Source organism: Micromonospora cremea (assembly GCF_900143515.1).
Lineage (GTDB): Bacteria > Actinomycetota > Actinomycetes > Mycobacteriales > Micromonosporaceae > Micromonospora > Micromonospora cremea.
The window spans coordinates 2383572-2405309 of record NZ_FSQT01000001.1; the positions used below are offsets into that span (position 1 = coordinate 2383572).

Genomic DNA, 21738 nt, shown 5'->3' on the forward strand with positions numbered 1-21738 from the left:
TTCACCGCCGTAGTGCACGGCAGCCGCCGGGAACACCCCGCCGGCCGCCGCGGTTACATCCCCCCGGACACCCGAGCAGGTCCCCCCGGATCGCCGGGCCGTCTCCCCTTTGAACTTCTTCGCGCGCGGCACACGCCCCCTTGTGTGTGTCGTGTGTATCCCCCAATGCAGAGGAGCACGCCATCATGCGTACCGATCTGATTCGTAAGACCGCTCTGACCGCTGCTGGGCTCGCGTTCACCGGCGGCGCCATCGCCGGCCCCGTCACCGCCGCCTACGCCGCATCCGAGGCGAAGCCCCCCACGCAGACCCACACCGACCGCAAGGGTCACGGCGAGCGGGAGCTCGGCGTGCGCTACGAGGCGCAGCCGAACTTCTACTACTGCGGCCCCGCCGCGGCCCGTAACGCCCTGTCCGTGCAGGGCAAGGACATCAGCGTCGACGCCATGGCCAAGGAGATGGGCACCACCGAGGCCGGCACCAACTCCATCAACGACATCACCCCGGTCCTGAACAAGGAAACCGGCAAGAAGAACGCCTACCACTCCGTCGAGATCAGCGGCTCGAACGCTGACGACAAGCAGACCGACAAGCTGCGCGCCGACGTCGTGCGCACCGTGGACGACGGTCGGGCCGTGGTCGCGAACATCGCCGGCACCACCACCGACACCGACGGCGGCGTGCACTCCTTCGAGGGTGGGCACTACATCAGCGTCGTGGGCTACCGCGACGGCGGGAACGTGGTGAAGATCGCCGACTCCGCCGACCCGAACATGGCCTCCTACGAGGTCACCGTCGAGCACCTCGCCGACTGGATCGCCACCCGCGGCTACGCCACCTCCTGACACACCCACCAACGACAAGGGCCGACCCCAACCGGGGTCGGCCCTTCGGCGTCGTCATCGATGTCGCGGCGTGGATACCTCCGCCTTCAGGCGGGGGAGGAAACGCCGCTCCCCTCAGGGATGGGCTTACGTGAACTACTGGTAAAAAGTGAGGTATGGGTGAGGTGGTGAAGCGTGCGTACAAGTACCGCTTCTATCCGACCCCGCAGCAGGCTGATCAGTTGAACCGCACCTTCGGGTGCGTGCGCAAGGTGTACAACCTGGCCTTGGAGGCGCGCACCCGCGCGTGGGCGGTTGACCGGCAGCGCAGCACCTACGTTCAGTCGTCGGCGTGGCTGACCGAGTGGAAGCGCACCGAGGATCTGGCGTTCCTTAACGAGGTCAGCTCCGTGCCGTTGCAGCAGGCGCTGCGGCACCTGCAAGCCGGGTTCGCCGCGTTCTGGGGCAAGCGGTCGCGTTACCCGCGTTTCAAGTCCATGCGTAAGTCTCGGGCGACGGCGGAATACACTCGCTCGGCGTTCCGCTGGCGTGACGGGCAGCTCACCCTGGCCAAGATGGAGACCCCGCTGGCCATCGTGTGGTCCCGGCCTCTGCCCGAGGGCGCGCAACCGTCCACGGTTACGGTGTCCCGCGACGCGGCCGGCCGCTGGTTCGTGTCCATGCTGGTGGAAGACCCGTCCGTCGGGGCCCTGCCGCCGGTGGGCGCCGTGGTGGGGATCGACGCGGGCATTACCAGTCTGCTCACCCTGTCCACCGGGGAGAAGATCACCAACCCGCGGCACGAGCGCGCTGACCGGCGCAAGCTGGCCAAGGCGCAACGCACCATGGCCCGCAAGGCCAAGGACTCCGCCAACCAGGCCAAAGCCCGCCTCGCGGTGGCCCGCATCCATGCCCGCATCGCCGACCGGCGGCGGGACCACCTGCACAAGCTGTCGACTCGACTCGTCCGCGAGAACCAAACGGTCGTGATCGAAGACCTCAGCGTGCGCAACATGCTGCGCAACCACTCGCTGGCCCGCGCCATCTCTGACGCGGCGTGGACACAACTGCGCAACATGATCGAGTACAAGGCCGCCTGGTACGGGCGGACCGTGATCGCCGTCGACCGCTGGCATCCGAGCACGAAGACCTGCTCGGCGTGCGGTCGGATCAACACCGCCATGACTCTCGGCGTCCGCGCCTGGACGTGCCCCGGCTGCGATGCCGTGCACGACCGGGACGTCAACGCCGCCCGCAACATCCTCGCCGCCGGGCTGGCGGAGAGGTGAAACGCCTGTGGAGGGCCGGTGAGACCCGACCCGCGCAAGCGGTGAAGGCGCGGCCCGGTGAAGCAGGAACCCCCTCGGGTGACCGAGGGAATCCCCGCCCTTCAGGGCGGTGGAGGATGTCAATTCCACCAACTGCGGCACACACACACACACACAACACACACGTATTGACAAGCGTCGACATCGGGGTGAGGCTGGGACGTGAGAGCGCTCTCTCGTTCCCGGGCTCAACAGACCACCACCAGTCTGGCCAGGGCAAACTCCGATGTCTTCGGCGGCGGCGCCGGAGCTGCCCCTGACCCCGCCCCCGACAGGAGTCACGAGATGGACAGGGCCGCACCCCTCTCCGGCATCCACCGCCGGCTGCGCCTCGCCACGGCGATCGGCGCCCTGCTGGCGCTACTCGGCACGTACATCGCTTCCACCACCGGCCGGGCCGATGCCGCCCCGGGCGTCAACGTCATCCGGGTCGCCGAGTTCCCCGCCGACTGCACGTACAGCCACCGGCTGCCGGACGACCCGATCATCTTCCCCGGCCTGCCCGGGGCCTCGCACATGCACAGCTTCTTCGGCAGCACGGTGACGAACGCCCACACCACGCTCCCCGACCTGGTCAACTCTCCGACCACGTGCAATCCGCGGACGGACGTCTCGTCATACTGGGTGCCCACCCTGTACAACAACAACGTGCCGGTCGAGCCGGCCATCTCCACGTTCTACTACCTGGGTGAGGGCGTACGCGCCGACGTCGTCGCGGCCACCCAGCCCATCCCGCAGGGACTGCGGATCGTGGCGGGCAACGCCAAGGCGACCGGGCCGAACGAGAGCATCGCCCGCTGGTCCTGCCTGCACGCGGGGCAGGTGCCGCCGTCGAAGAACTTCGTCACCTGCCCGGCCGGGACGATGCTGGAGTCGTACCTGGACTTTCCGCAGTGCTGGAACGGCCGCGACCTGGATTCGCCCGACCACAAGAGCCACATGGCGTACCCGGTGAATCAGGCCTGCCCGTCGACGCACCCGGTGCACGTGCCGAAGCTGCGGCAGGTGCTGCGGTACCCGGTCAACGGCAACCCGGCGCAGTTCCGGCTGGCCTCGGGTCCGGGCTACACGATGCACGGTGACTTCTTCAACGCCTGGCCGGTGGCGGAGATGGCACGCCGCGTCCAGGACTGCATCCGTCCGGTCATCAAGTGCGGGCACGACGGCCGGCCGATCTGAGCCGACTCGTTCGCACCCGAGGGCGGGCCCGGTCACGCCGGGCCCGCCGCCCCGGGCGGAAAGGAGGCCGGATGCGGGCTCTCGTCGCCGCACCGTCCGCTCTGCTCGTCGCGGTCCTGTTCGTCGCCGGCTGCGCTGCCGGGTCACCAGACGCCGCTGGCACCACCCCGCCGTCCGCGACGGCGCCACCGGCAGCCACACGGCCGAGCGCCGCCGCGTCACCCACGGGTACGGCCGGTCCGTTCAGCGCCACCGACATCGCCTGGCTCCAGCTGACCGTGGCCATGGCCGATCGGCTGCTGCCGGTGCTCGATCTGATGCCGGCCCGGACCACCGACCCGGCGTGGCGGCGTCTGGCCGCCCAGGTCGAGGCCACCCACCGCGCCGACCTGACCCGGTCCCGCCGGCTGCTGGGCGAATCCGGCGGGCCGGTGACCAACCCGCACGAGGGCCACGACATGCCGGGCATGATCACGGCCGAGGAGCTGGCCGCGCTGCGGGCTGCCACCGGGAAGCCGTTTCACCGGCTGCTCGCCGGGCACCTGCGTGCGCACCTGACGCAGTCGGTCCGGATCGCCGCCGCGGAGCAGCGGGGCGGGGTCCACCCTGCGACCACCGCGTTGGCCGCGGCCGTGGTCCGAGGCGGCACCGCCGAACTCGCGCGGCTCGGCCGGCTCGTCCCGCCGCCGACGGTCACCCCGGCGGCGCAACCGCCAGCGGGCATTGCCGGCGACGCTCAGGCGGCGTAGCGGGCGGCCAGGTCCACGGTGCGCCGGGCTGCGGCGACCATCGCCCGGTCGGCGAAGCGGCCGTCGGGCAGCACCACGGTGCCCGAATCCCGCCGTTGCGCCTCGGCCACCGCGGCCAGCAGCTCCGCGGCCCGGGCCACCTCCCGGTCGGCCGGCCGGAACGCCTCGACGATCACCGGAAGCTGGCGCGGGTGGATCGCCGTGCGGCCGAGGAAGCCGAGCCGTCGACCCACCGCGCAGGAGGCGGCCAGCCCGGCGACGTCGGCGACGTTCGCGTACACCGACATCGCCGGCGGGACCAGGCCGGCGGCGCGGGCCGCCACCACCACCCGGCCGCGCGCCCAGAGCAATCCGTCGTCGTCGCTCACTCCGAGGTCCGAGCGGAGGTCGGCCTCACCGAGCCCGATCGACGCCACCGCGGGGTGGGCGGACGCGATCGGGTACGCGGCCTCCAGCCCGAGCGCCGACTCGACCAGCGGGTGCAGCGGCACGTCGACCCGGTCGGCGAGCGCCGCCACCGTCGCCGCCGACTCCACCTTCGGCAGCCGCAGCCCCGCCAGCCCGCGACGACCGGACACCGCCGCCAGGTCGGCATCGACGTCCGGCCCGGTCAGCTCGTTGACCCGGACCTGCACCGGTACCGGGTGCGCCTCGGAGAGGAACTCGGCGACCGCGTCCCGGGCGTACGCCTTGCGCCCGGCGACGACGGCGTCCTCTAGGTCGAGGATGACGGCGTCGGCACCGGAGGCGACCGCCTTGGCGAACCGGTCCGGGCGGTCACCGGGCACGTAGAGCCAGCTGAGCAGCATCAGAGCACTCCCCGCTCGCGCAACGCGGCCAGCTCGTCGGCGCTGAGGCCGAGCGCGCCGAAGACCGCGTCGGTGTCCTGGCCGTGCCGCCGGCCGGCGTGGCGGATCTCCCCCGGGGTGTCCGTGAGCCGGAACGGCACGTTCTGCATCCGCACCTCGCCCAACTCCTCGTCCGGGACGCTGCGCACGGTGCCCAGCGCCGCGTACTGCGGGTCGGCGAGGATGTCCCGCACGTCGTAGACCGGCGCGACCGCCGCCTGGGCCGCTTCGAACGCGGCCACCACCTCGTCCCGGTCCCGCTTCGCCACCCAGGCGCTCACTGCGGCGTCCAACTCGTCGGCGTGCGCGGCCCGGCCGCTGCCGGTGGCGAACCACGGCTCGTCGATCAGCTCGGGTCGGCCGATCAGCCGCAGTACCCGCTCGGCGATGCTCTGCGCGCTGGTGGAGACGGCCACCCAGCGCCCGTCCGCGCACCGGTACGTGTTGCGCGGGGCGTTGTTGTTGGATCGGTTGCCCAGCCGGGGCTGGATGTAGCCGAGCTGGTCGTACCAGGTGATCTGTGGGCCGAGCATCGCCATGATCGGCTCGATGATGGCCAGGTCCACCACCTGCCCGGCGCCGGTGGCGTCCCGGGCCCGCAGGGCGAGCATCACCGCGTACGCGGCGGCGAGCGCGGTCACCGAGTCGGCCAGCCCGAACGGGGGCAGGGTCGGTGGGCCGTCCGGTTCCCCGGTGGCCGCGGCGAAGCCGCTCATCGCCTCGGCGAGGGTGCCGAAGCCGGGCCGGCGGGCGTACGGGCCGACCTGCCCGAATCCGCTGATCCGGGTGATCACCAACCGGGGGTTGACCTCGTGCAGCTCGGCCGGGCCGAGGCCCCACCGCTCCAGCGTGCCGGGGCGGAAGTTCTCCACCAGCACGTCGGCGTCGGTGAGCAGCCGGCGTAGCAGCGCGGCGCCGTCCGGATCGGACAGGTTGAGGGTGACCGTCCGCTTGTTGCGGCCGAGCACCTTCCACCAGAGCCCGACGCCGTCCCTGGCCGGACCGTGGCCCCGGGACGGGTCCGGCTTGGCCGGGTGCTCCACCTTGACCACGTCGGCGCCGAAGTCGCCGAGGAACGCCGCAGCGAGCGGCCCGGCGAAGAGGGTGGCCAAGTCGACGACCTTGATCCCGTCCAGGGGTGCGGTCACCGGGTCACCTCCGCCGCCGCATCCGGGTCGGACACCAGGTCCGCGGCGCAGCGGAAGCCCACCTGGTCGGAGCGGGTGAGCCCGGCACCGGTCAGCAGCAGCTTCACCGAGACGTCCGCCGGCTGTGGGCCGCCGTCGAGGTACCAGTCGGAGCCGTCCGCACGGTAGTCCGCGCCGCCCTTGAGGATGGCGAACCGGGTACGACCGTCGGAGTGCTCGCTCTCGGTCAGGTTCCAAACCAGCGGTTCGCGGCGGACGAGCAGCCCCGCCTCGGCGGCCACCTGCCACTCGTCCTCGGTGGGCAGCCGCAGCCCGGCCCACGCCGCGTACGCCCGGGCGTCGGCCAGCTCCACCCCGGTGACCGGCGCGCCGGCCGGCCCGCGCCCCGCGGTGAACCGTTCGGGGCGCACCGGGCGGTAGCCGGTGGCTCGCAGGAACTCGGCGTACTCGCCGTGGGTGACCTCGTGGGTCGCGATGGCGAACCGGCCGAGCCGGACGTTGCGGCGCAGCGTGCCGGTGTGGTGCAGCCGGGGCGGCAGCGGCTTCCACTCGTCGACGTAGGGCGCCTCGCCGTACAGCCCGCTCTCCCGTACCCGGTGCCGGACCGCCAGGTTCCGCCGGCCGGCCTCGACGGCTGCCATGCCTCGCGGCAGCTGCGGCCGGGGCGCCCACGGGGTCCGGACGCGCACCGCGGCGCGGGCCGGGAAGGACGGGTCGCCGGTCGGTGGCTCGTGCCGCTGTACGACGGCGTCGGTCACCACCACGGCGGCGATGGCGCCGGCCGGCAGCGGGCCGCCCACCGCCAGTCGACCGTCACCGGTCTCGGTGACGCTCAGCTCGGCGCCGGTGACCAGGTCGACGAAGCGTCGGCCGGCCCGGACGTCGGTGACCAGCCACGGCCCGTCGTGGTCCGCGCCCCGGTTCACCACCGTCCACAGTGGCTCGTTCTCGTGCGTCCAGCGCGACGCGTACACCTGGCCCGCGCCGGGGTGGTCGGCGAGAGGAACCCAGTCCTCGGCGCGCAACCACGCGGCGTGGCTGGTCTGCACCCGGCGCATCGCCCGCAGCACCGCCCGGTCCCGGTCGTTCCAGCCGACCCAGACGCCGAAGACGCTCTCCCACACCAGCATCCCGACGCCGTTGAGCCAGGCGGAGTGCAACTCGTCGAGGTGGTCGCGGTGCCAGCGGCGGGTGTGGTGCAGCACGTGTCGCCGCTCGAACCACTTCGCCCGCAGCACACCGGGGACCTCGGAGTCGGCGAACCACTGCGCCCAGGACATCGCGTGGTCGGCGATCCGGGCCAGCGGGACGCGGCTCTCGCCTTCGAGGACCATGCCGGGGCGAATTGCGTCCAGCGCGGCGCGCAGTTCGCCGGCGCCCTCCTTCAGGGTGTCCAGGAAGACCCCGTCGACGCCGAGCTTGCCGGCCAGGGCCGCGACCTCCTCGGCGTCGCTACCCGCCTCCCGGCGGGTGCCGGTGTCCCAGGGGTTGTAGTCGATGAAGACCCGCACCCCCCGCTCCTGGAACGCCCGCACCACCTCGGGCAGCTCCGGCACGTCCCGGTACCAGTCGAACTGGTTGCGGTCGTCCAGGCCGATCACGGGGTACGCGTGCCAGAGCACCACCCCGTCGAAGCCCCCGAAGTCCCGTCCGGCCGCGTCGAGGAACTCGTCGACGGTGAAGACGCCGCGCTCGTGGTCGTAGAGCGCCTCGTCCCAGAGCCACGCCAGGCACACGTTGAAGCAGTCGCCGGCGATCTCGTCGTAGTGGGCGCCGGTGTAGCCGATGCGCTCGCGGGCGTCGGTCCGCCAGCGGGTGAGCTGCTCCCGCCAGGCCGGCCAGTCGGCCGGCTGTGCCGGTGCGGCGAAGATCTTCGCCTCGTCCAGGGTGGTCAGGTCGGCGTGCCCGCCGAGCGGCACCTCGGTCGGCCGGTCGATCGGTCGCGGGACGTACGGATTGAAGCTCACGGGGTACCTCGGTAGGTCGCGTCGTAGAGGGCGTCGATGGCGGACCGCTCGGGCAGGGCGGTGGACGCGCCGGGCCGCTGGGCGCAGGCCGCGCCGGCGGCGCACGCCCAGCGCAGGCTCGCCATGACGGTGTCTTCGGTGGTGGCGCCGCCGCGCTCGGCCCAGCCGACGGCGAGCGCCCCGGTGAAGGCGTCGCCCGCGGCGGTGGTGTCCACCGCGTCGATGCGCGGGGCCGGGACCGCCAGGCGCAGACCACGCCGGTCGGCGTACGCGGCACCGCGCGCGCCGCGGGTCAGCACCACCCGGGGCACCAGCTCCAGCAGGGCGTCGAGCAGCACCGACGGGTCGTCGGAGAAGACCCCGGCCACGACCGCCGCCTCGTGTTCGTTGACCACCAGCACGTCGACCAGGTCGAGCAGCTCCGTCGGCAGGATCGCGGCCGGTGCGGCGTTCAACACGACGGTCGTCCCCTCGGCCCGGGCCCAGTCGGCCGCCCGGACCACGGCGGCCAGCGGCACCTCCAACTGGAGCAGCAGCACGTCCGCCGCGGCGATCGTCGCCCGGTTGTCGGCGTCCAGCTCGGTCAACGTGCCGTTGGCGCCGGGCGCGACGACGATGAAGTTCTCCGCGTCCCGGTCGACGGCGATCAGCGCGATGCCGGAGGGACCGGCGACGGTCCGCAGGCCGCGAACGTCCACCCCCGCGCCGGCCAGGCTCGCCCGCATCTGCGTACCGAACTCGTCGTCGCCGACCGCGCCCACGAAGTCGCAGGCGGCACCGGCCCGTGCGGCGGCGACCGCCTGGTTGGCGCCCTTGCCGCCGGGCACGGTCCGGAAGTTCTCGCCGAGCACCGTCTCGCCGGGGCGGGGCAGCCGCGACGCCGTCACCACCAGGTCCAGGTTGCTGCTGCCCACCACCGCCACTCGCGCGCTCATGCCGTGCTCCCTTCCGTCCCCCCGTGCTGCGTCATGACCCGCTCCCCGCCTGGGCCAGGGCCCGGGTCCGCTCCGCCAGCTCGTCGAAGCCGATCCCGTCGAAACCGGCGATGCTGCTGGCCAGCCGGTTGCGCAGCGGGGCGACCCACCGCGCCGGCAGCCCGCACGCCCCGGTGAGCGCCCCGGTCACCGCACCGACCGTCGCGCCGGTCGAATCGGTGTCCCAACCGCCGCTGACCACCGCGGTGATGGACCGCTCCAGGTCGCCGCGGCCGTACGCCAGCGCGGCGGCCACCAGCGCGGCGTTGTTGCGCACGTGCACCCAGTGCAGGTGACCGTGCCGGGCGTAGAGCTCGTCGACCACGCGTTCCCAGTCGTCGGCTCCCGCGCCGAGGGCGCGCGCTTCACGGACCGTGGCCGCGAACCGACTGCGCGGCGGCAGCACCGCCTCGGCCGCGTCCAGCACCTCGTCGACGGTGTCCGCGACCGGCGCGGCGGCGGCCAGGGCGGCGGCCCAGAGCGCGCCGTGCACGCCACCCCGGACGTGGCTGACGGCGGCGTCCCTGAGGGCCAGCTCGGCGGCCCGGTCCGGCCGGCCGGGGTTGACCCAGCCGTACACGTCGGTGCGGATCTGCGCACCGATCCATTCCCGGAACGGGTTGTGCCGGCGGGCGCTCTGCGGTGGCGCGAGCCCGAGCAGCAGGTTCCGGTACGCCACCCGTTCGGCGGTGAAGACCCGCCCACCGGGCAGCCAGTCCAGCCAGGCCTGCGCCACGTCGGCGCTGGTGAAGCCCCGCCCGTGGGTCTCCAGCACCCGCAGGGCCAGCAGCGCGTAGTTCAGGTCGTCGTCCTCCGGCATGCCGTCGATGTTCTCGGCGAGGCTGGTCGGCGCGCTGCGCCGGTTCCACGGCCAGCGGGCGGCGACGTCGGCCGGCAGCCCCTTCGCGGTGAACCAGTCGTGCAACGGCCACCGGCCGGTGGCGGTGAGGATCTCCCGGATCCCCTCCCGGGGGATCTTCTCCACCGGCTTGCCGAGCAGGCAGCCGACCGCCCGGCCGAGCCACGCGCCGTGCAGCCGGTCGTGCGTCACGTTCGTCGGCAGCGACCAGGTCGCCGGCCACTCGGCCCGGAGCGCGGGCAGGTCGTCCGGCTCGTCCTCGGTGGCGACGGCGGGCAGCGCGTCGGCGGCGTCCAGCAGCTCCGCCGCGAGCGCCCGCAGCGCGGGCGAGGCCGGGGTCGGCGACGCTCCGCTGACCGGTGGGGTCGGGTCCCCGCCGGCCTCCGCCCACCGCCGGGCGAGGGCCGCCACGTCGCGGCCCTCGTCCCGGCTGGCCGCCAACTCGTGGGGCAGCAGGTCCTCCGGCTGGACCCAGGTGATCCTCACCGGGCCGACTCCCCGTCCGCTGCGTCCGGCACGCCCCGCACCGCGCCACCGGCCAGGCCGGCGAAGCGCTCCGCGCGTCGGGTGAACCGGGCCTGGTCCCGCTCGAAGACCTCGCCGGCCACCGCCGCGAGGACCCGCGCCGGCTCCACCAGGTCGGTCCTGGAGGCGGTGGCGACCACCTCGGACCACTCCGCGGGCACCGCGGCGGCGCCGCCGAGCGCCCCGGCGATGGCGGCGGCCATGGTCGCGGTCGAGTCGGCGTCGCGGCCGTAGTTCACCGCGCCGAGCACCGCCGGGCGGAACTCGCCGCCGGCCACCACGAGCATGCCGATGGCCACCGGCAGCTCCTCGATGGCGTGCAGCCGGCTGGGCCGCCGCGCACCGAGGCCCGGACTCCGGTACTCCTCCCCCACCGTGTCGTAGGCGGCGACCGCCGCGCGCAGCGCCGGGATCGCCTGCTTCCAGTCGTGGTGGCTCCGGGCCTCCTTGACCACCGCGTCGATGGCCGCCCGGGTACCGTCGCGGGCCAGGTCCAGCGCCGCGGTGACGACATCCTCGACGCCCGCGCCGGGGGTGGCCGCCGCGGCGACCGCCGCCGCGAAGACGGCGGCGGCCTCCCGCCCGTAGCTGTGCTGGTGCGCCCCGGCGATCTCCACCGCCTCGGCGTACGCCCCGGCCGGATCGCCCGCGTTGACGATGCCGACCGGGGCCATGTACATGGCCGCGCCACAGTTGACGATGTTGCCGACCCCGGCCTCGCGCGGGTCCGCGTGGGCGTGGTGCAGGCGGGTGACCAGCCACCGCTCGGCGGCCGCGAGCCGGTGGAAGGTCACCCCCTCCCGCTCCAGGTCGGGGATGTAGACCACCCGCTCGATCAGATCGGGGACCAGCAGCTCCACCACGTCGTACGCGTCGAGGTGGTCGCGTTTGGCCGCGTAGGCGCGGACCAGGGCGTGGGTCATCAACGTGTCGTCGGTGATGTGCCCGTCGCCCTTGTGGTACGGCGCGAGCGGTCGCGCGGTGGCCCAGTCGGCGTGGTACGGGGGCACGATGCCCTCGACCCAGCCGCCGAAGCGCGCACGGATCTGCTCCGGTAGTGCCGTCTCGGTGGCGCCGCCGAGGGCGTCTCCGACCGCGGCGCCGACCAGGCAGCCGACCGATGTGTCGAGCAAGAGTGACATGTCTACCTCAGAACCTGCTTGCCACCGTCGACCAGCTGCGTACCGAGCTGATCGAGGGTGATCTTGTTGGCGAAGTACTGCTGGAGAGCCGGGGTGGCGTACTTGGTCTTCCACTCCGGGTAGCCGTCGGCCTGCTGGAACGGGGCGACGGTCAGGTCCGCGGCGCTGGCCGCGGCGACGTCCCAGCCCTGCTTGCCGGCGGTGAGCTTGACCAGTTCCTCGTTGGCCTGCTTGCCGGTCGGGACCAGCCAGTCACCCTTGGCCAGCGCGGCCATGTTCGTCGGGTTCAGGAAGTACTCGAGGAACTGCGCGGCCTGCTTCTTGTGCTTGCTGTCCTCGGAGACCGAGAGCGTCTGCGGGTTCGCGGCCTGCTTGGCGGAGAGGCCCTTGACCGGCGGCAGGGTGACCCACTCGAAGCCGGCCGGCGCCTGCTCGACCATCTGCTGACGCAGCGACACCGAGCCGGGCAGCATGGCGTACTTGCCACCGAAGAAGCCGGGCAGGGTGTCCGCGCCGCTCATGCCGAGCGCCTCCGGGGACGCGGACTTCGCGGTGTAGATCATGTCGTGGATCCGCTTCGGGATCTCCTTCTCGGCGTCACCGACCTTGACCTCGGTGCGCCCGCCGTCGGTGTAGAAGAACTTCCCGTCGTAGTTGAGCGCCAGGTTGAGCACCCGGTTGGTCGGCGACTTCAGCGCCCAGGCCACCCCGTACTGGCCGGGCTTGGTGAGCTTCTGCGCGTGGCCCTGGAACTCGTCCCAGGTCCAGCCGCCGTTGGCTGGCGGCACCGCGACGCCGGCGGCGTCGAGCATCTTCTTGTTGGCGATGACGACCTGCGACTCCAGCAGGAACGGCACGCCGGCGACCTTGCCGTCGAAGGTGGCGGTGTCCCAGACGCCCTGGTCGATCTGGCCCTTCAGGTCGCTTGAGACGAGCCCGGAGAGGTCGGCCAGGTAGCCCTGCTTGCTGAACTCGCCGATCGCGGACGCCTCGTAGTGCAGGATGTCCGGTGCGTCGCCGCCCTCGAAGGAGGTCAGCAGCTGGTCGTGCACCGAGTTCCAGTCACCCTGGACGTACTCGACCTGGATGTCGGGGTGCTCGGCGTTCCACTTGGCGACGAGGTCCTTGTTGACCTGCAGCGACTCCTTCTGCCAGGCGAGGCTGAGGAAACGCAGTTTGACCGGGCCGGACGTGGCCTCGTCGCCGCCGCCGTCACCGCACGCGGCGAGCGCGCCGAGGCCGACGACCGCGACCGCGGTGGCCGCGGCCAGTCGACGGAATCGGGTACGGAGCATTGGGGGTACCTCCTTGGTGGTGGTTGGGGGACGGTTCAGCCCTTGACCGCGCCGGCGAGCGACCCGGACGAGAGCCGGCGCTGCATGAACGCGAAGAAGATCAGGCTGGGCAGCGTGGCCAGCAGCGAGCCGGCGGCCAGCGGCCCGAGTCGGGCGGTGCCCTCGATGCCGACGAACCGGGCCAGCGCCACCGGCAGGGTGGCCAGCTCCGGGGTCTTGATCAGCACCAGCGCGAAGAAGAACTCGTTCCAGGCCGAGATGAAGGAGAAGAGCGCGGTCGCGACCAGGCCCGGGGCGAGCAGCGGGAAGACCACCCGGCGCAGGACCTGCACCCGGCTCGCCCCGTCCACCGACGCGGCCTCCTCCAGCTCGCGAGGAATGTTGCGGACGAAGCCCTGCAGCATCCACAGCGCGAACGGCAGCGCCCAGACCACGTAGATCAGCACCAGCCCGGCGTGCGTGTTGGCCAGGCCGATCTGCCGCAGCACCAGGAAGATCGGGATGATCAGCAGCACGAACGGGAAGAGCTGCGACAGCAGCACCCAGCCCAGCGCCGCGGTGCCGAGCTTGGAACGGAACCGGGCCAGCGCGTACGAGGCCGGCATGGCGACCAGCACGGTCAGCACCGCCGAGGCGAGCGAGACCTGGAGGCTGTTCAGCGCCGCCCGGCCCAGCTCCTGCTCGGTGAAGGCCTGGACGAAGTTCTGCACGGTCGGGTCGCTCGGGATCAGCGTGGGGTGCAGCCGCACCAGCTCCCGCGGCGGCTTGAACGCCGTCGAGAGCAGCCAGATCAGCGGGAACCCGAGGAAGATCAGGTAGCCGGTGAGCGCCAGGTACTGCAACGCCCGCCCGGTACGGCTCGGCTTTCCGAACATGTCAGTTCGCCTCCCTCAGCCGGCGCCGGAGATAGACGGCGAGCAGCGCGATGATGAGCACGACCATCACGTTGCCGAGCGCGGCGGCGTAGCCGTAGTTGCCGTAGCGGAACGCCTCCTCGTAGGCGAAGAGCATCGGCAGCATGGTCTTGCCGCCCGGCCCGCCCGCGGTCAGCACGTAGACCAGGCCGAACGAGTTGAAGTTCCAGATGAAGTCCAGCGACGTGATCGCGACGATCACCGGGGCCAGGGCGGGCAGCGTGACGTGCCGGAACCGGTGCCAGGTGCTGGCCCCGTCCACCGCGGCCGCCTCGTGCAGCTCGCGGCCCACCCCTTGGAGGCCGGCGAGCAGGACGACGGTGGTCTGCGGCATGCCGGCCCAGACCCCGACCAGGATCACGGCGGGCAGTGCCGTGCTGAAGTCGCCGAGCCAGTTGGTCCGTAGCCCGTCGGCGCCGATCCGGTGGAAGAACTCGTTGAGCAGGCCGGCGTCCGGGTGGTAGACGAGCTTCCAGAGGATGCCGACCACGACCGGCGGCATCGCCCACGGCACCACGGCGAGCACCCGGGCCACGCCCCGGAACCGCAGCTGCTGGTTGAGCAGCAGGGCCAGCCCGAGTGCGAGCAGGAACTGGAGCACCGTCACGCCGACCGCCCAGAGCAGCCCGATCTTGAACGAGTTCCAGAACAGCTCGTCGCCGAGGAGTTCCCGGTAGTTGGCCAGGCCGGTGAAGCTGACCTCGACGTTGCGCCCGGCCCGGGCGTCGGTGAAGCCGAGGTAGATCCCCCGCAGCAGCGGAAACACCGACAGCACCAGGATCGGCAGCAGCGACGGCAGGAGCAGCAGGTAGATGGCGGTCCGGTCGGAGCGGAACCGGTTCGGCCGGCGGGCCGGTCCGGCCCGTTCGACGTCCGGCCGCTCAGCCAGCGTGGTCATGCGGTCACCCCTTCGCTGGACGGGTGGGTGGTCGGTGGGCCGGCCGGCCGGGGCGCCGGCAGCGGTGTGCCACTGGACGCGCGGATGGCGAGGCTCGGTGGCACCTGCTCGCGCCGCGGCGGCAGGGTCGGGTCGGCGATGCGTTGCAGGAGCAGCTCGGCGGCCCGGCGACCGCGCTCGGTGGAGCCGAGCGAGACGCTGGAGAGCTGGGGAAACATCATCCGGGCGAGCTCGGTGTCGTCCATGCCGACGACGGCGACGTCCTGCGGCACCTGGCGCCCGGCGGCGAGCAGGGCGTGCAGCGCCCCGACCGCGATGAGGTCGTTGGCGCAGACCAGCGCGTCCGGGTCGGTGCGGGCGAGCAGCCGCTCGGTGGCGGCCCGGCCGGCGGCGTACTGGAAGTCGCCGACCTCGATCAGGTCCTCGTCGAGAGTGATGTCGTGTCGCGTCAGCGCTGCCCGGAAGCCGGCGTCACGCGCGGTGCCCGGGACGGTGTCGAGGGGGCCGTTGACGAAGCCGATCCGGCGTCGGCCGCTGGCGACGAGGTGGTCCACGGCCAGCGCCACGCCGTGCCGGGAGTCGGTACGCACGTTGTCGACCGCGGCGTCCGCGCCGAGCTGGCCGACCACCACCACCGGCACCGGGCTGTCCACCAGCGCGGTCAGGTGGTCGTCGGTGACCCGGATCGGCGAGACGATCATCCCGTCCACGTAGCGGTTGGCCAGCCGGCGCAGCAGGGCGGTCTCGTTGTCGATCCGTCCGCCGGTGGCGTGCACCAGCAGCTGCCGCCCGGAGGAGGCGACCACGGCCTCGATGGCGCGCATCATCTCGACGTAGACCGGGTTGCCGATGTCCTCGACGGCGAGCGCGACGAGGCCGGTGCGCTGGGACTGCAACGACCGGGCGATCGCGTTCGGCACGTAGCCGACCTCGGCCGCCGCGGCGCGTACCTTGCGGATGGTCTCCGGGCTGCCGCCGATGCCGTTGAGCACCCGCGAGGCGGACGCGATGGAGACACCGGCGCGGGCGGCGACCGTGTGCACCGTGGGCCGGCCGTCCGCCGGTTCCTGTAAACGTTTACGACCCACGTCCGGCACCTCCACCCGATAGCTGTAAACGTTTCCGGGAGTCTGCGCCGCCTGCGGCGGAGAGGTCAAGGGCTCGTTACGAAAACGTTTCCAACAGTGGACGGCTCGACGGCGAGAGCGACCTCACGACCCGGCCACCGGGATCTGAGTCGCCGGTCGTGACTGGCGACGACGATGGCGCCCGGACCGGTGCCCAGGGCCTCCTCCAGCTCGTCACAGAGCCGCGGGGAGAGATGATTGGTCGGCTCGTCCAGCAGGAGCAGGTCCGGCGGGTCGGCGACGAGCACCGCGAGGGCGAGCCGACGACGCTGGCCGACCGACAGCTGCGCCACCGGTCGGTCGAGGTCCGCGGGCGCGAGCAGCCCGAGCGACGACAGCGGCACCTCCTCCGCCCGCTCCGCACCGACGGCCCCGCCGAAGACGTCCCGCGCGGTCCGTAGCGGTTCCTCGAAGGTGGTGTCCTGGGTCAGCAGGCCGACGCGCAGGTCCGGCCGCCGCCAGAGCACGCCGGTGCCGCTGACCCGCCCGGCGAGGACGGCGAGCAGCGTCGACTTGCCCGCACCGTTCGGGCCGCTCACCAACAGCCGATCGCTGGCCGTGACCTCGAGGTGCGCCATCGACAGCCGGCCGGCTATCCGCACCCGGTGCATCGTGGCGATCACGTCGTCGCCGGCGCCGGTGGCGAGAACGGGTGCGTGAAAGCGCAACGGCTCCGGCGGCGCGGCGACCTGATCGCGCTCCAGTGTCTCCAGCCGGCGGGTGGCATCGCGGACGCGGCGGGAGATCTGGTTCTGCACCCGGCCGGCGGTGTGCCCGTACCCCATCTTCTCGCTGTCGCGCGGACCGCGGCCGGGTGCGACCTGATGCCCGGTCGCGGCCGCGGCCTGACGCAGGTCGGCGAGCCGCGCCTGCTCGTCGTCGTAGCGTCGGCGCCAGCGCTCGGCCTCGGCGCGTTTCTGCGCCAGATACGCGCTGTAGCCGCCGCCGTAGCGGACCGGACCCTCGACCGCCGGGTCCAGATCGATGACGTCGGTGCACACCGCGTCCAGGAACGCCCGGTCATGGCTCGCCACCACGACCACTCCGGTCATCGCGCGGAGTTGGTCCTCACAGAACGCCGCCGCCGCGTCGTCGAGATGGTTGGTGGGCTCGTCGAGCAGCAGCGCGGCCGGCCGACGGATCAGCATCGCGGCCAGCGCGAGGCGGCCACGCTGCCCGCCGGACAGCGCGCTCAGCCTCCGATCGTGCGCCAACCCGCCGAGGCCAAGGCCGGCGAGCACCGTCATGGCGCGCCGGTCGGCGTCCCAGGCGTCACGGTCCTGCGCCCGCTCCAGGGCCTCGCCGTACGCCGCCAGCAGCTGGGCGTGCCGCTCGGTGCCCTCCGGCGCGTCGCTCAGCGCGGGGCCGAGCCGGTCCAGCTCGGCGAGGTCCGCTCGGACCTCGCGCAGCGCGTCGTCAAGGATCGTGGCGACCGTCGCGGACGGGGCGTAGGGCATCTCCTGCTGCAGGAAACCGAGGTCCGGCGGACGCGCGACGGTGCCGGAGTCGGGTACGTCGACGCCGGCCAGGACCCGCAACAGCGTCGTCTTGCCGGTGCCGTTCTCGCCGATCAGGCCGATCCGGTGCCCGGGCGCGGCGGTCAGGGAGACACCGTCGAGCACGCGGCGGTCACCCCGGACGCGCAGCAGATCATGGGCGATGAGGGCGGGTCGAACAGACATGAGGACCTCAGAGAAGGAAGATCCGGGCGCACACAAGTGACCCGGCGGGAGCAGGGCATGACGACAGAGGCCGCGGCGACGGCGGCGCGATCACGCGCCCGTCGGCGGCCGGTCCGGGCTCTCACCCGGAGATGTCGTCGTCACCTGCCACGCTTGCTCCGATCTCCCACAGCTCCGCGGAAGGATAGCTCGATCAGGCGGTGCGGGCACCCGCCCGCAGGGAGTCGATGGTGAGGTCCAGGGCGGCCTCAAGATGATCGATCTTCCCGGTGGTGAGCAGCAGCAGCACGCCGCCCTGGATGCCGGCCAGCAACGCCGCGGCGGCGCGGTCGGCGTCCACCTCGGAGGCGATGTCCCCGGTCGACTGCATGTGCCGGATGCCCTCGGCGATCGCCTTCTGCCAGCGCCACATGAGCCCGGTCACCACCGCCTGCGCCCCCGGCCCACGCCGGCCCGCCTGGCCGAGCAGACCGTTGAGCGGGCACCTCACGCCCTGCGCGAGGTAGCGCTCGATCAGCCGGTCGCGCCACGCCAACCATGCCGGCCAGGACGTCAGGTTGCTGAGCATCGGCTCCTGGTCGATGAGCACCTGGTCGGCCTCGTGCTGGGCCACGGCGAGCAGCAGCTCCTCCTTGCCCTCAGGGAAGTAGTGGAAGAGCTGGCCCTTGCTGGTGCCGGTGCGGGCCATCACGTCCTCGAGGCGGACCTCGTCGACGCCGCGCTCACGGATCTCGGCGGCGGCACCGGCGACGATCCGCGCCCGGGTCGCCTCGCCCTTGCGGGTCAACGCGCGCGTCATGAGACCTCCGACACCGATTCTCGTCTGGACCTGCCAGGCCAACCCTAGCTCGCTCTTTGGACTTGCCGGTCCATTTCTGGCGAGCAAAAGTCTGGGCCACGCGGTCCACTCCGGGCCGACGAGCGATCGGAAGGACGCAACGATGAACCAGTACTACCTGCTCGGGCGGTCCGGTCTGCGGGTGAGCCGACTGGCGCTGGGCACGATGAACTTCGGCGTCGACGGGTTCCACGCCGCGTACGGCAGGACCGAGGAGCAGGCGGAGCCGATCTTCCGCCGGTATCTGGAGGCGGGCGGGAACTTCATCGACACGGCGGACTTCTACACCGCCGGTGAGAGCGAACGCATCCTCGGCCGCCTGATCGACCGGGCCGGTGTCCGGGATCGGCTCGTGCTCACCAGCAAGGCCACCAACACCATCGACCCGACCGACCCGAACGCCAGCGGCAACGGCCGCAAGCACATCGTGCGAGCCGTGGAGGCCTCGCTGCGCCGGCTCGGCACCGACTACATCGACCTGCACCTGCTGCACACCTGGGACCGGATCACCCCGGTCGAGGAGGTCGTGCACACCCTCGACGACCTGGTACGCGCCGGCAAGATCCGGTACGCCGGCCTCTCCGACGTACCGGCCTGGTACGCGGCGCGGGCGCAGAGCTACGCCGAGACGCACGGGCTCGCCCCGATGATCACCGTGCAGCTTCCGTACTCCCTGGTCATGCGCGACATCGAGGCGGAGTACGTGTCGATGGCCCAGACCCTCGGCATGGGCCTCACCGCGTGGAGCCCGATCGGCGGCGGCCTGCTCAGCGGCAAGTACCGGCGGACCGGCGAGGGCATGAGCGGGACCGGCCGGTTGACCAATCCCGACGCCCCGGGTCGCGAAATCAACCCCAGGGACTGGCAGGTGATCGAGGCGCTGGAGGGCGTGGCCGCCGACCTGGGCCGCAGCATGGCCCAGGTCGCGATCAACTGGGTGGCCACCCAGCCGGCGGTCGCCTCGGTGGTCATCGGGGCGAGCAGCCCCGAGCAGCTGGACAGCAACCTCGCCGCGCTCGACTTCGAGATCCCGGCGGACGCCCGCCGCCGGCTCGAGGAGGCCAGCGCACCACACGTCGGGATGCCCTACGGGATGTTCACCCCGCAGTACCAGTCCTGGGTCGTGAGCCCCGGCCTCGGCATCGGCGACAAGCCGGCCGGATATGCCCCGCCGGTGTTCAACGGCGCCACCCAGCCCACCAACTGAAGGAGCACGACAATGGCACAGGGCGCCGACCTCCGTCCGACGGCTACTCGCCTGCGCTGGTCGTCTGGGCACGCCTGGGCGTCGGCGCCGGGTCGCCCTCGTACAGCGCGACGTACAGCCGGTGCAGGTCGGATCCGTCGGCGCCGAGCGCGGCGAGGTCGAGCACGTCGTGGCGGAGGCCCAACGACTCCGGCAGCTCGCAGACGCCGAGCGGGATTCCGTTCGCCTCTGCGATCCTGGCCGGCACCCTCACCGCCGCCCGGCGGTCCACCACCCCGTCGAGCGGGCTGATCGCGACCGCCGCGGTCAGCAGTCCGGTCCGGCGCGGTGGATCCGGGAGACTTCGCGCGATCGTCAGGTACTGCGTGACGGCGGACAGCGAGTAGCCGCGCGAGGTGACGCGGTCGGGCAGGATGCGGCGCCCGTACAGGACGATGAGCGGCTTGACGGCGAACGCCGGCGCCTGACGCGGATCAGGGCCGAAGAACGGCGACAGCAGCAGCAGGCGCCGCACGACGTCGCCGCGGACCTGGGCCAACCAGGCGGCCAGGACCGCGCCGCCTGAGATCCCCACGACACCGACCTCGTCCCCGAGACCCGCCGCGACGGTCAGCGCCTGGGCGGCGTACGCGGTCAGCTCACCGGCCTCGACCTGGTGATGGGCCCGCCGGTCGACTGTGCCGTGGTGGGGGGAACGCGGCACCCAGACGTTGTAGCCACGGGCGAAGAACTCCTCGGCCAGCTCGTCGTACTGGTCCGGCGCGTGGGTGTATCCGTGCAGCAGCAGCACGACCCTGCCGGTACGAGAGCCGTGGCTCAGCAACCGGCTGCGCGACTCCGGCCGGACCTGGGGATCCGCGGCCTCGGCCGCCATGATGGTGTCGGCGACACGGGTGGCGGCGGCGAAGTCGAGCGGCTGCGCGGGTGCCCCACGGGGTTCACGGCGGCGTAGCGGCCAGAGATAGAGCGCGACGACCGCAGACACGAGCAGCGTCAGCCCGGCCCCGACGAGGGCCACGCAGTAGTCGAAGAAGGTCTGGTGGTCGCCGATCAGGTCCATCGACGCTGGGCCTGGTGGTGGGTGCTGGCAACGATCTTCGGCACCGCCAGATCCTCCCACCGAGCACTCGGTCGATGCGGCGGTGGGTACGGGGTACGCCCTGGTGGTGCCAGGGCGTACCCCGATCAGCTAGTCCAGATGGCCGGCGGCGACCGCCGGACCGGGCTGGGCCGCCGGAGCGGGCGGGGTGCCGGTTGCCGGCGCGAAGACGACCCGTGAGCGCAGCTGCCGGAACCCGGTCCGTTCCAACTCCGCCAGCACCCCCACCCGGTGGGCGTCGACGTCGGCGATCACCTCCCGGGCGCCGCCGGCCGCCAACACCCGGACCGCCTCGACCAGCAACTCACTCCGGACGGCCTCGTCGAGCAGACCGAGGTAGGCGATGAGCGGGTAACAGGCGTCCCCCGCTGGTCCGACCAGCCCGACCGGCACGCCGTCGTCCAGCGCGATCCGCCACTCGCTGATCGAGCCGCTCAGCCAGGCCAGCGGGTCGGTGGCCAGGTCGACGCCGCCGACCGCCCGCGCTATCTCCACGCCGGTCAGCACGTCCGGCTCGGCGATCCGGGCGACCAGTGCGTTGATCTCCGTGGGGTCGGCGGCCGGGCGGAAGGCGTACCGCCCGGACGTGGCGGGCAACGGCGTGCCCGTCCAGGAACATCTCAGCCGCTCCCCCCGCTCGACCAGGCCGGCGAGCCGAGCCGCCGCCATCGGCGCCTCCATCACGGCCAGCACCTCGGGCCGGCGCCGCCAGTGCGCCGGCATGGCGGCGAGGTACAGGCCGGGACCGCCCAGCGCCTCGTGGGCGGCGCGCAGCAGCGCGGCACCCACCTCCGGCTCGGCGTCCAGGTCGAACCGCTCCAACCAGGGCGCACCGACGGCGCCCGGCGGAAGGAGCCAGGCCGCCCGGGCGACCACCCGGCCGGTTCGGAGGGCGACCCAGGTGTTCTCGGGTCGGTAGCCGCCGCCGGCGATCCCGTCGGCGTAGGCGACCTGGCGCAGTTGGGGTAGCGGATCGGGCATGGAGTCGAACACGTGTTCCTCGCCCGCGACGAGCGGACGGATGACCAGATCGGTCATAGGTTGATCCTCCGGAAAGCGAGCGCCCCGGGTCAGATCCGCGTGGACGCCGGGGCGCGGAGGGGGCGCAGAACATCGGACATTGTTCTGACCTCCT

The 21738-nt window shown here is 72.6% G+C and carries 19 protein-coding genes; 5 read left to right on the plus strand and 14 right to left on the minus strand.

Annotated features, from left to right (window positions below; all coding sequences use genetic code 11):
- Positions 1 to 185 precede the first annotated feature (185 nt).
- The 4 genes from BUS84_RS10960 (at position 186) to BUS84_RS10975 (ending at position 4080) form a co-directional block, all read left to right on the plus strand.
- Positions 186 to 845: a C39 family peptidase gene (locus BUS84_RS10960; RefSeq protein ID WP_074311069.1), complete on the plus strand. Its 660-nt coding sequence runs from the start codon at positions 186 to 188 to the stop codon at positions 843 to 845.
- A 155-nt stretch (positions 846 to 1000) separates the two neighbouring features.
- Positions 1001 to 2113: an RNA-guided endonuclease InsQ/TnpB family protein gene (locus BUS84_RS10965; RefSeq protein ID WP_074311071.1), complete on the plus strand. Its 1113-nt coding sequence runs from the start codon at positions 1001 to 1003 to the stop codon at positions 2111 to 2113.
- Between the two features lie 324 nt (positions 2114 to 2437).
- Positions 2438 to 3331, plus strand: a complete 894-nt coding sequence (locus BUS84_RS10970) for a DUF1996 domain-containing protein (RefSeq protein ID WP_074311073.1) — start codon at positions 2438 to 2440, stop codon at positions 3329 to 3331.
- Positions 3332 to 3402: 71 nt separating this feature from the next.
- Positions 3403 to 4080 (plus strand): DUF305 domain-containing protein, encoded by a 678-nt coding sequence (locus tag BUS84_RS10975; protein ID WP_074311075.1) that lies wholly within the window; start codon positions 3403 to 3405, stop codon positions 4078 to 4080.
- On the opposite strand, the gene BUS84_RS10980 is transcribed toward BUS84_RS10975, so the two are convergent.
- The 12 genes from BUS84_RS10980 to BUS84_RS11035 all read right to left on the minus strand — a co-directional run bounded on the left by BUS84_RS10980 (position 4068) and on the right by BUS84_RS11035 (position 18258).
- Positions 4068 to 4889: an HpcH/HpaI aldolase/citrate lyase family protein gene (locus tag BUS84_RS10980; RefSeq protein ID WP_074311077.1), complete on the minus strand. Its 822-nt coding sequence runs from the start codon at positions 4887 to 4889 to the stop codon at positions 4068 to 4070. The two genes, BUS84_RS10975 and BUS84_RS10980, sit on opposite strands and share 13 nt — an antisense overlap.
- On the minus strand, positions 4889 to 6076 hold the full coding sequence (locus tag BUS84_RS10985; protein WP_143728323.1) for a CaiB/BaiF CoA transferase family protein: 1188 nt from the start codon (positions 6074 to 6076) through the stop codon (positions 4889 to 4891). The genes BUS84_RS10980 and BUS84_RS10985 overlap by 1 nt, the downstream gene beginning before the upstream one ends.
- Complete coding sequence (locus BUS84_RS39790; RefSeq protein ID WP_074311079.1) at positions 6073 to 8043, minus strand: SUMF1/EgtB/PvdO family nonheme iron enzyme; 1971 nt, start codon at positions 8041 to 8043, stop codon at positions 6073 to 6075. Before BUS84_RS39790 ends, BUS84_RS10985 begins: the two co-directional genes overlap by 4 nt.
- Complete coding sequence (locus BUS84_RS10995; protein ID WP_074311081.1) at positions 8040 to 8978, minus strand: ribokinase; 939 nt, start codon at positions 8976 to 8978, stop codon at positions 8040 to 8042. The genes BUS84_RS39790 and BUS84_RS10995 overlap by 4 nt, the downstream gene beginning before the upstream one ends.
- A gap of 31 nt (positions 8979 to 9009) precedes the next feature.
- Complete coding sequence (locus BUS84_RS11000; protein ID WP_074311083.1) at positions 9010 to 10362, minus strand: ADP-ribosylglycohydrolase family protein; 1353 nt, start codon at positions 10360 to 10362, stop codon at positions 9010 to 9012.
- Positions 10359 to 11543 carry an ADP-ribosylglycohydrolase family protein gene (locus BUS84_RS11005; RefSeq protein WP_074311085.1) on the minus strand — a complete coding sequence of 395 codons (1185 nt, stop codon included), beginning with the start codon at positions 11541 to 11543 and terminating at the stop codon, positions 10359 to 10361. The genes BUS84_RS11000 and BUS84_RS11005 overlap by 4 nt, the downstream gene beginning before the upstream one ends.
- A gap of 2 nt (positions 11544 to 11545) precedes the next feature.
- Positions 11546 to 12838, minus strand: coding sequence for an ABC transporter substrate-binding protein (locus BUS84_RS11010; protein ID WP_074311087.1), 1293 nt, complete (start codon positions 12836 to 12838; stop codon positions 11546 to 11548).
- A gap of 35 nt (positions 12839 to 12873) precedes the next feature.
- Positions 12874 to 13713, minus strand: coding sequence for a carbohydrate ABC transporter permease (locus tag BUS84_RS11015; RefSeq protein WP_074311089.1), 840 nt, complete (start codon positions 13711 to 13713; stop codon positions 12874 to 12876).
- A 1-nt stretch (position 13714) separates the two neighbouring features.
- On the minus strand, positions 13715 to 14650 hold the full coding sequence (locus tag BUS84_RS11020; RefSeq protein WP_074311091.1) for a carbohydrate ABC transporter permease: 936 nt from the start codon (positions 14648 to 14650) through the stop codon (positions 13715 to 13717).
- Positions 14647 to 15738 (minus strand): LacI family DNA-binding transcriptional regulator, encoded by a 1092-nt coding sequence (locus BUS84_RS11025; RefSeq protein WP_244298469.1) that lies wholly within the window; start codon positions 15736 to 15738, stop codon positions 14647 to 14649. The genes BUS84_RS11020 and BUS84_RS11025 overlap by 4 nt, the downstream gene beginning before the upstream one ends.
- Before the next feature lie 65 nt (positions 15739 to 15803).
- A complete protein-coding gene (locus BUS84_RS11030) occupies positions 15804 to 17459 on the minus strand; it encodes an ABC-F family ATP-binding cassette domain-containing protein (protein WP_074311093.1) in 1656 nt (551 codons plus the stop codon).
- A 193-nt stretch (positions 17460 to 17652) separates the two neighbouring features.
- Positions 17653 to 18258: a TetR/AcrR family transcriptional regulator gene (locus tag BUS84_RS11035; protein WP_074311095.1), complete on the minus strand. Its 606-nt coding sequence runs from the start codon at positions 18256 to 18258 to the stop codon at positions 17653 to 17655.
- 142 nt (positions 18259 to 18400) lie between these two features.
- Between BUS84_RS11035 and BUS84_RS11040 the strand changes: the two genes are divergently transcribed.
- Positions 18401 to 19504: an aldo/keto reductase gene (locus BUS84_RS11040; protein WP_074311097.1), complete on the plus strand. Its 1104-nt coding sequence runs from the start codon at positions 18401 to 18403 to the stop codon at positions 19502 to 19504.
- A gap of 43 nt (positions 19505 to 19547) precedes the next feature.
- Here the strand turns inward: BUS84_RS11040 and BUS84_RS11045 are convergent, their stop codons facing one another.
- Together BUS84_RS11045 and BUS84_RS11050 are read right to left on the minus strand one after the other, a co-directional pair.
- Positions 19548 to 20564: an alpha/beta hydrolase gene (locus BUS84_RS11045; RefSeq protein ID WP_074311099.1), complete on the minus strand. Its 1017-nt coding sequence runs from the start codon at positions 20562 to 20564 to the stop codon at positions 19548 to 19550.
- A gap of 129 nt (positions 20565 to 20693) precedes the next feature.
- Positions 20694 to 21641 (minus strand): acetyltransferase, encoded by a 948-nt coding sequence (locus BUS84_RS11050; protein ID WP_244298470.1) that lies wholly within the window; start codon positions 21639 to 21641, stop codon positions 20694 to 20696.
- Positions 21642 to 21738 lie beyond the last annotated feature (97 nt).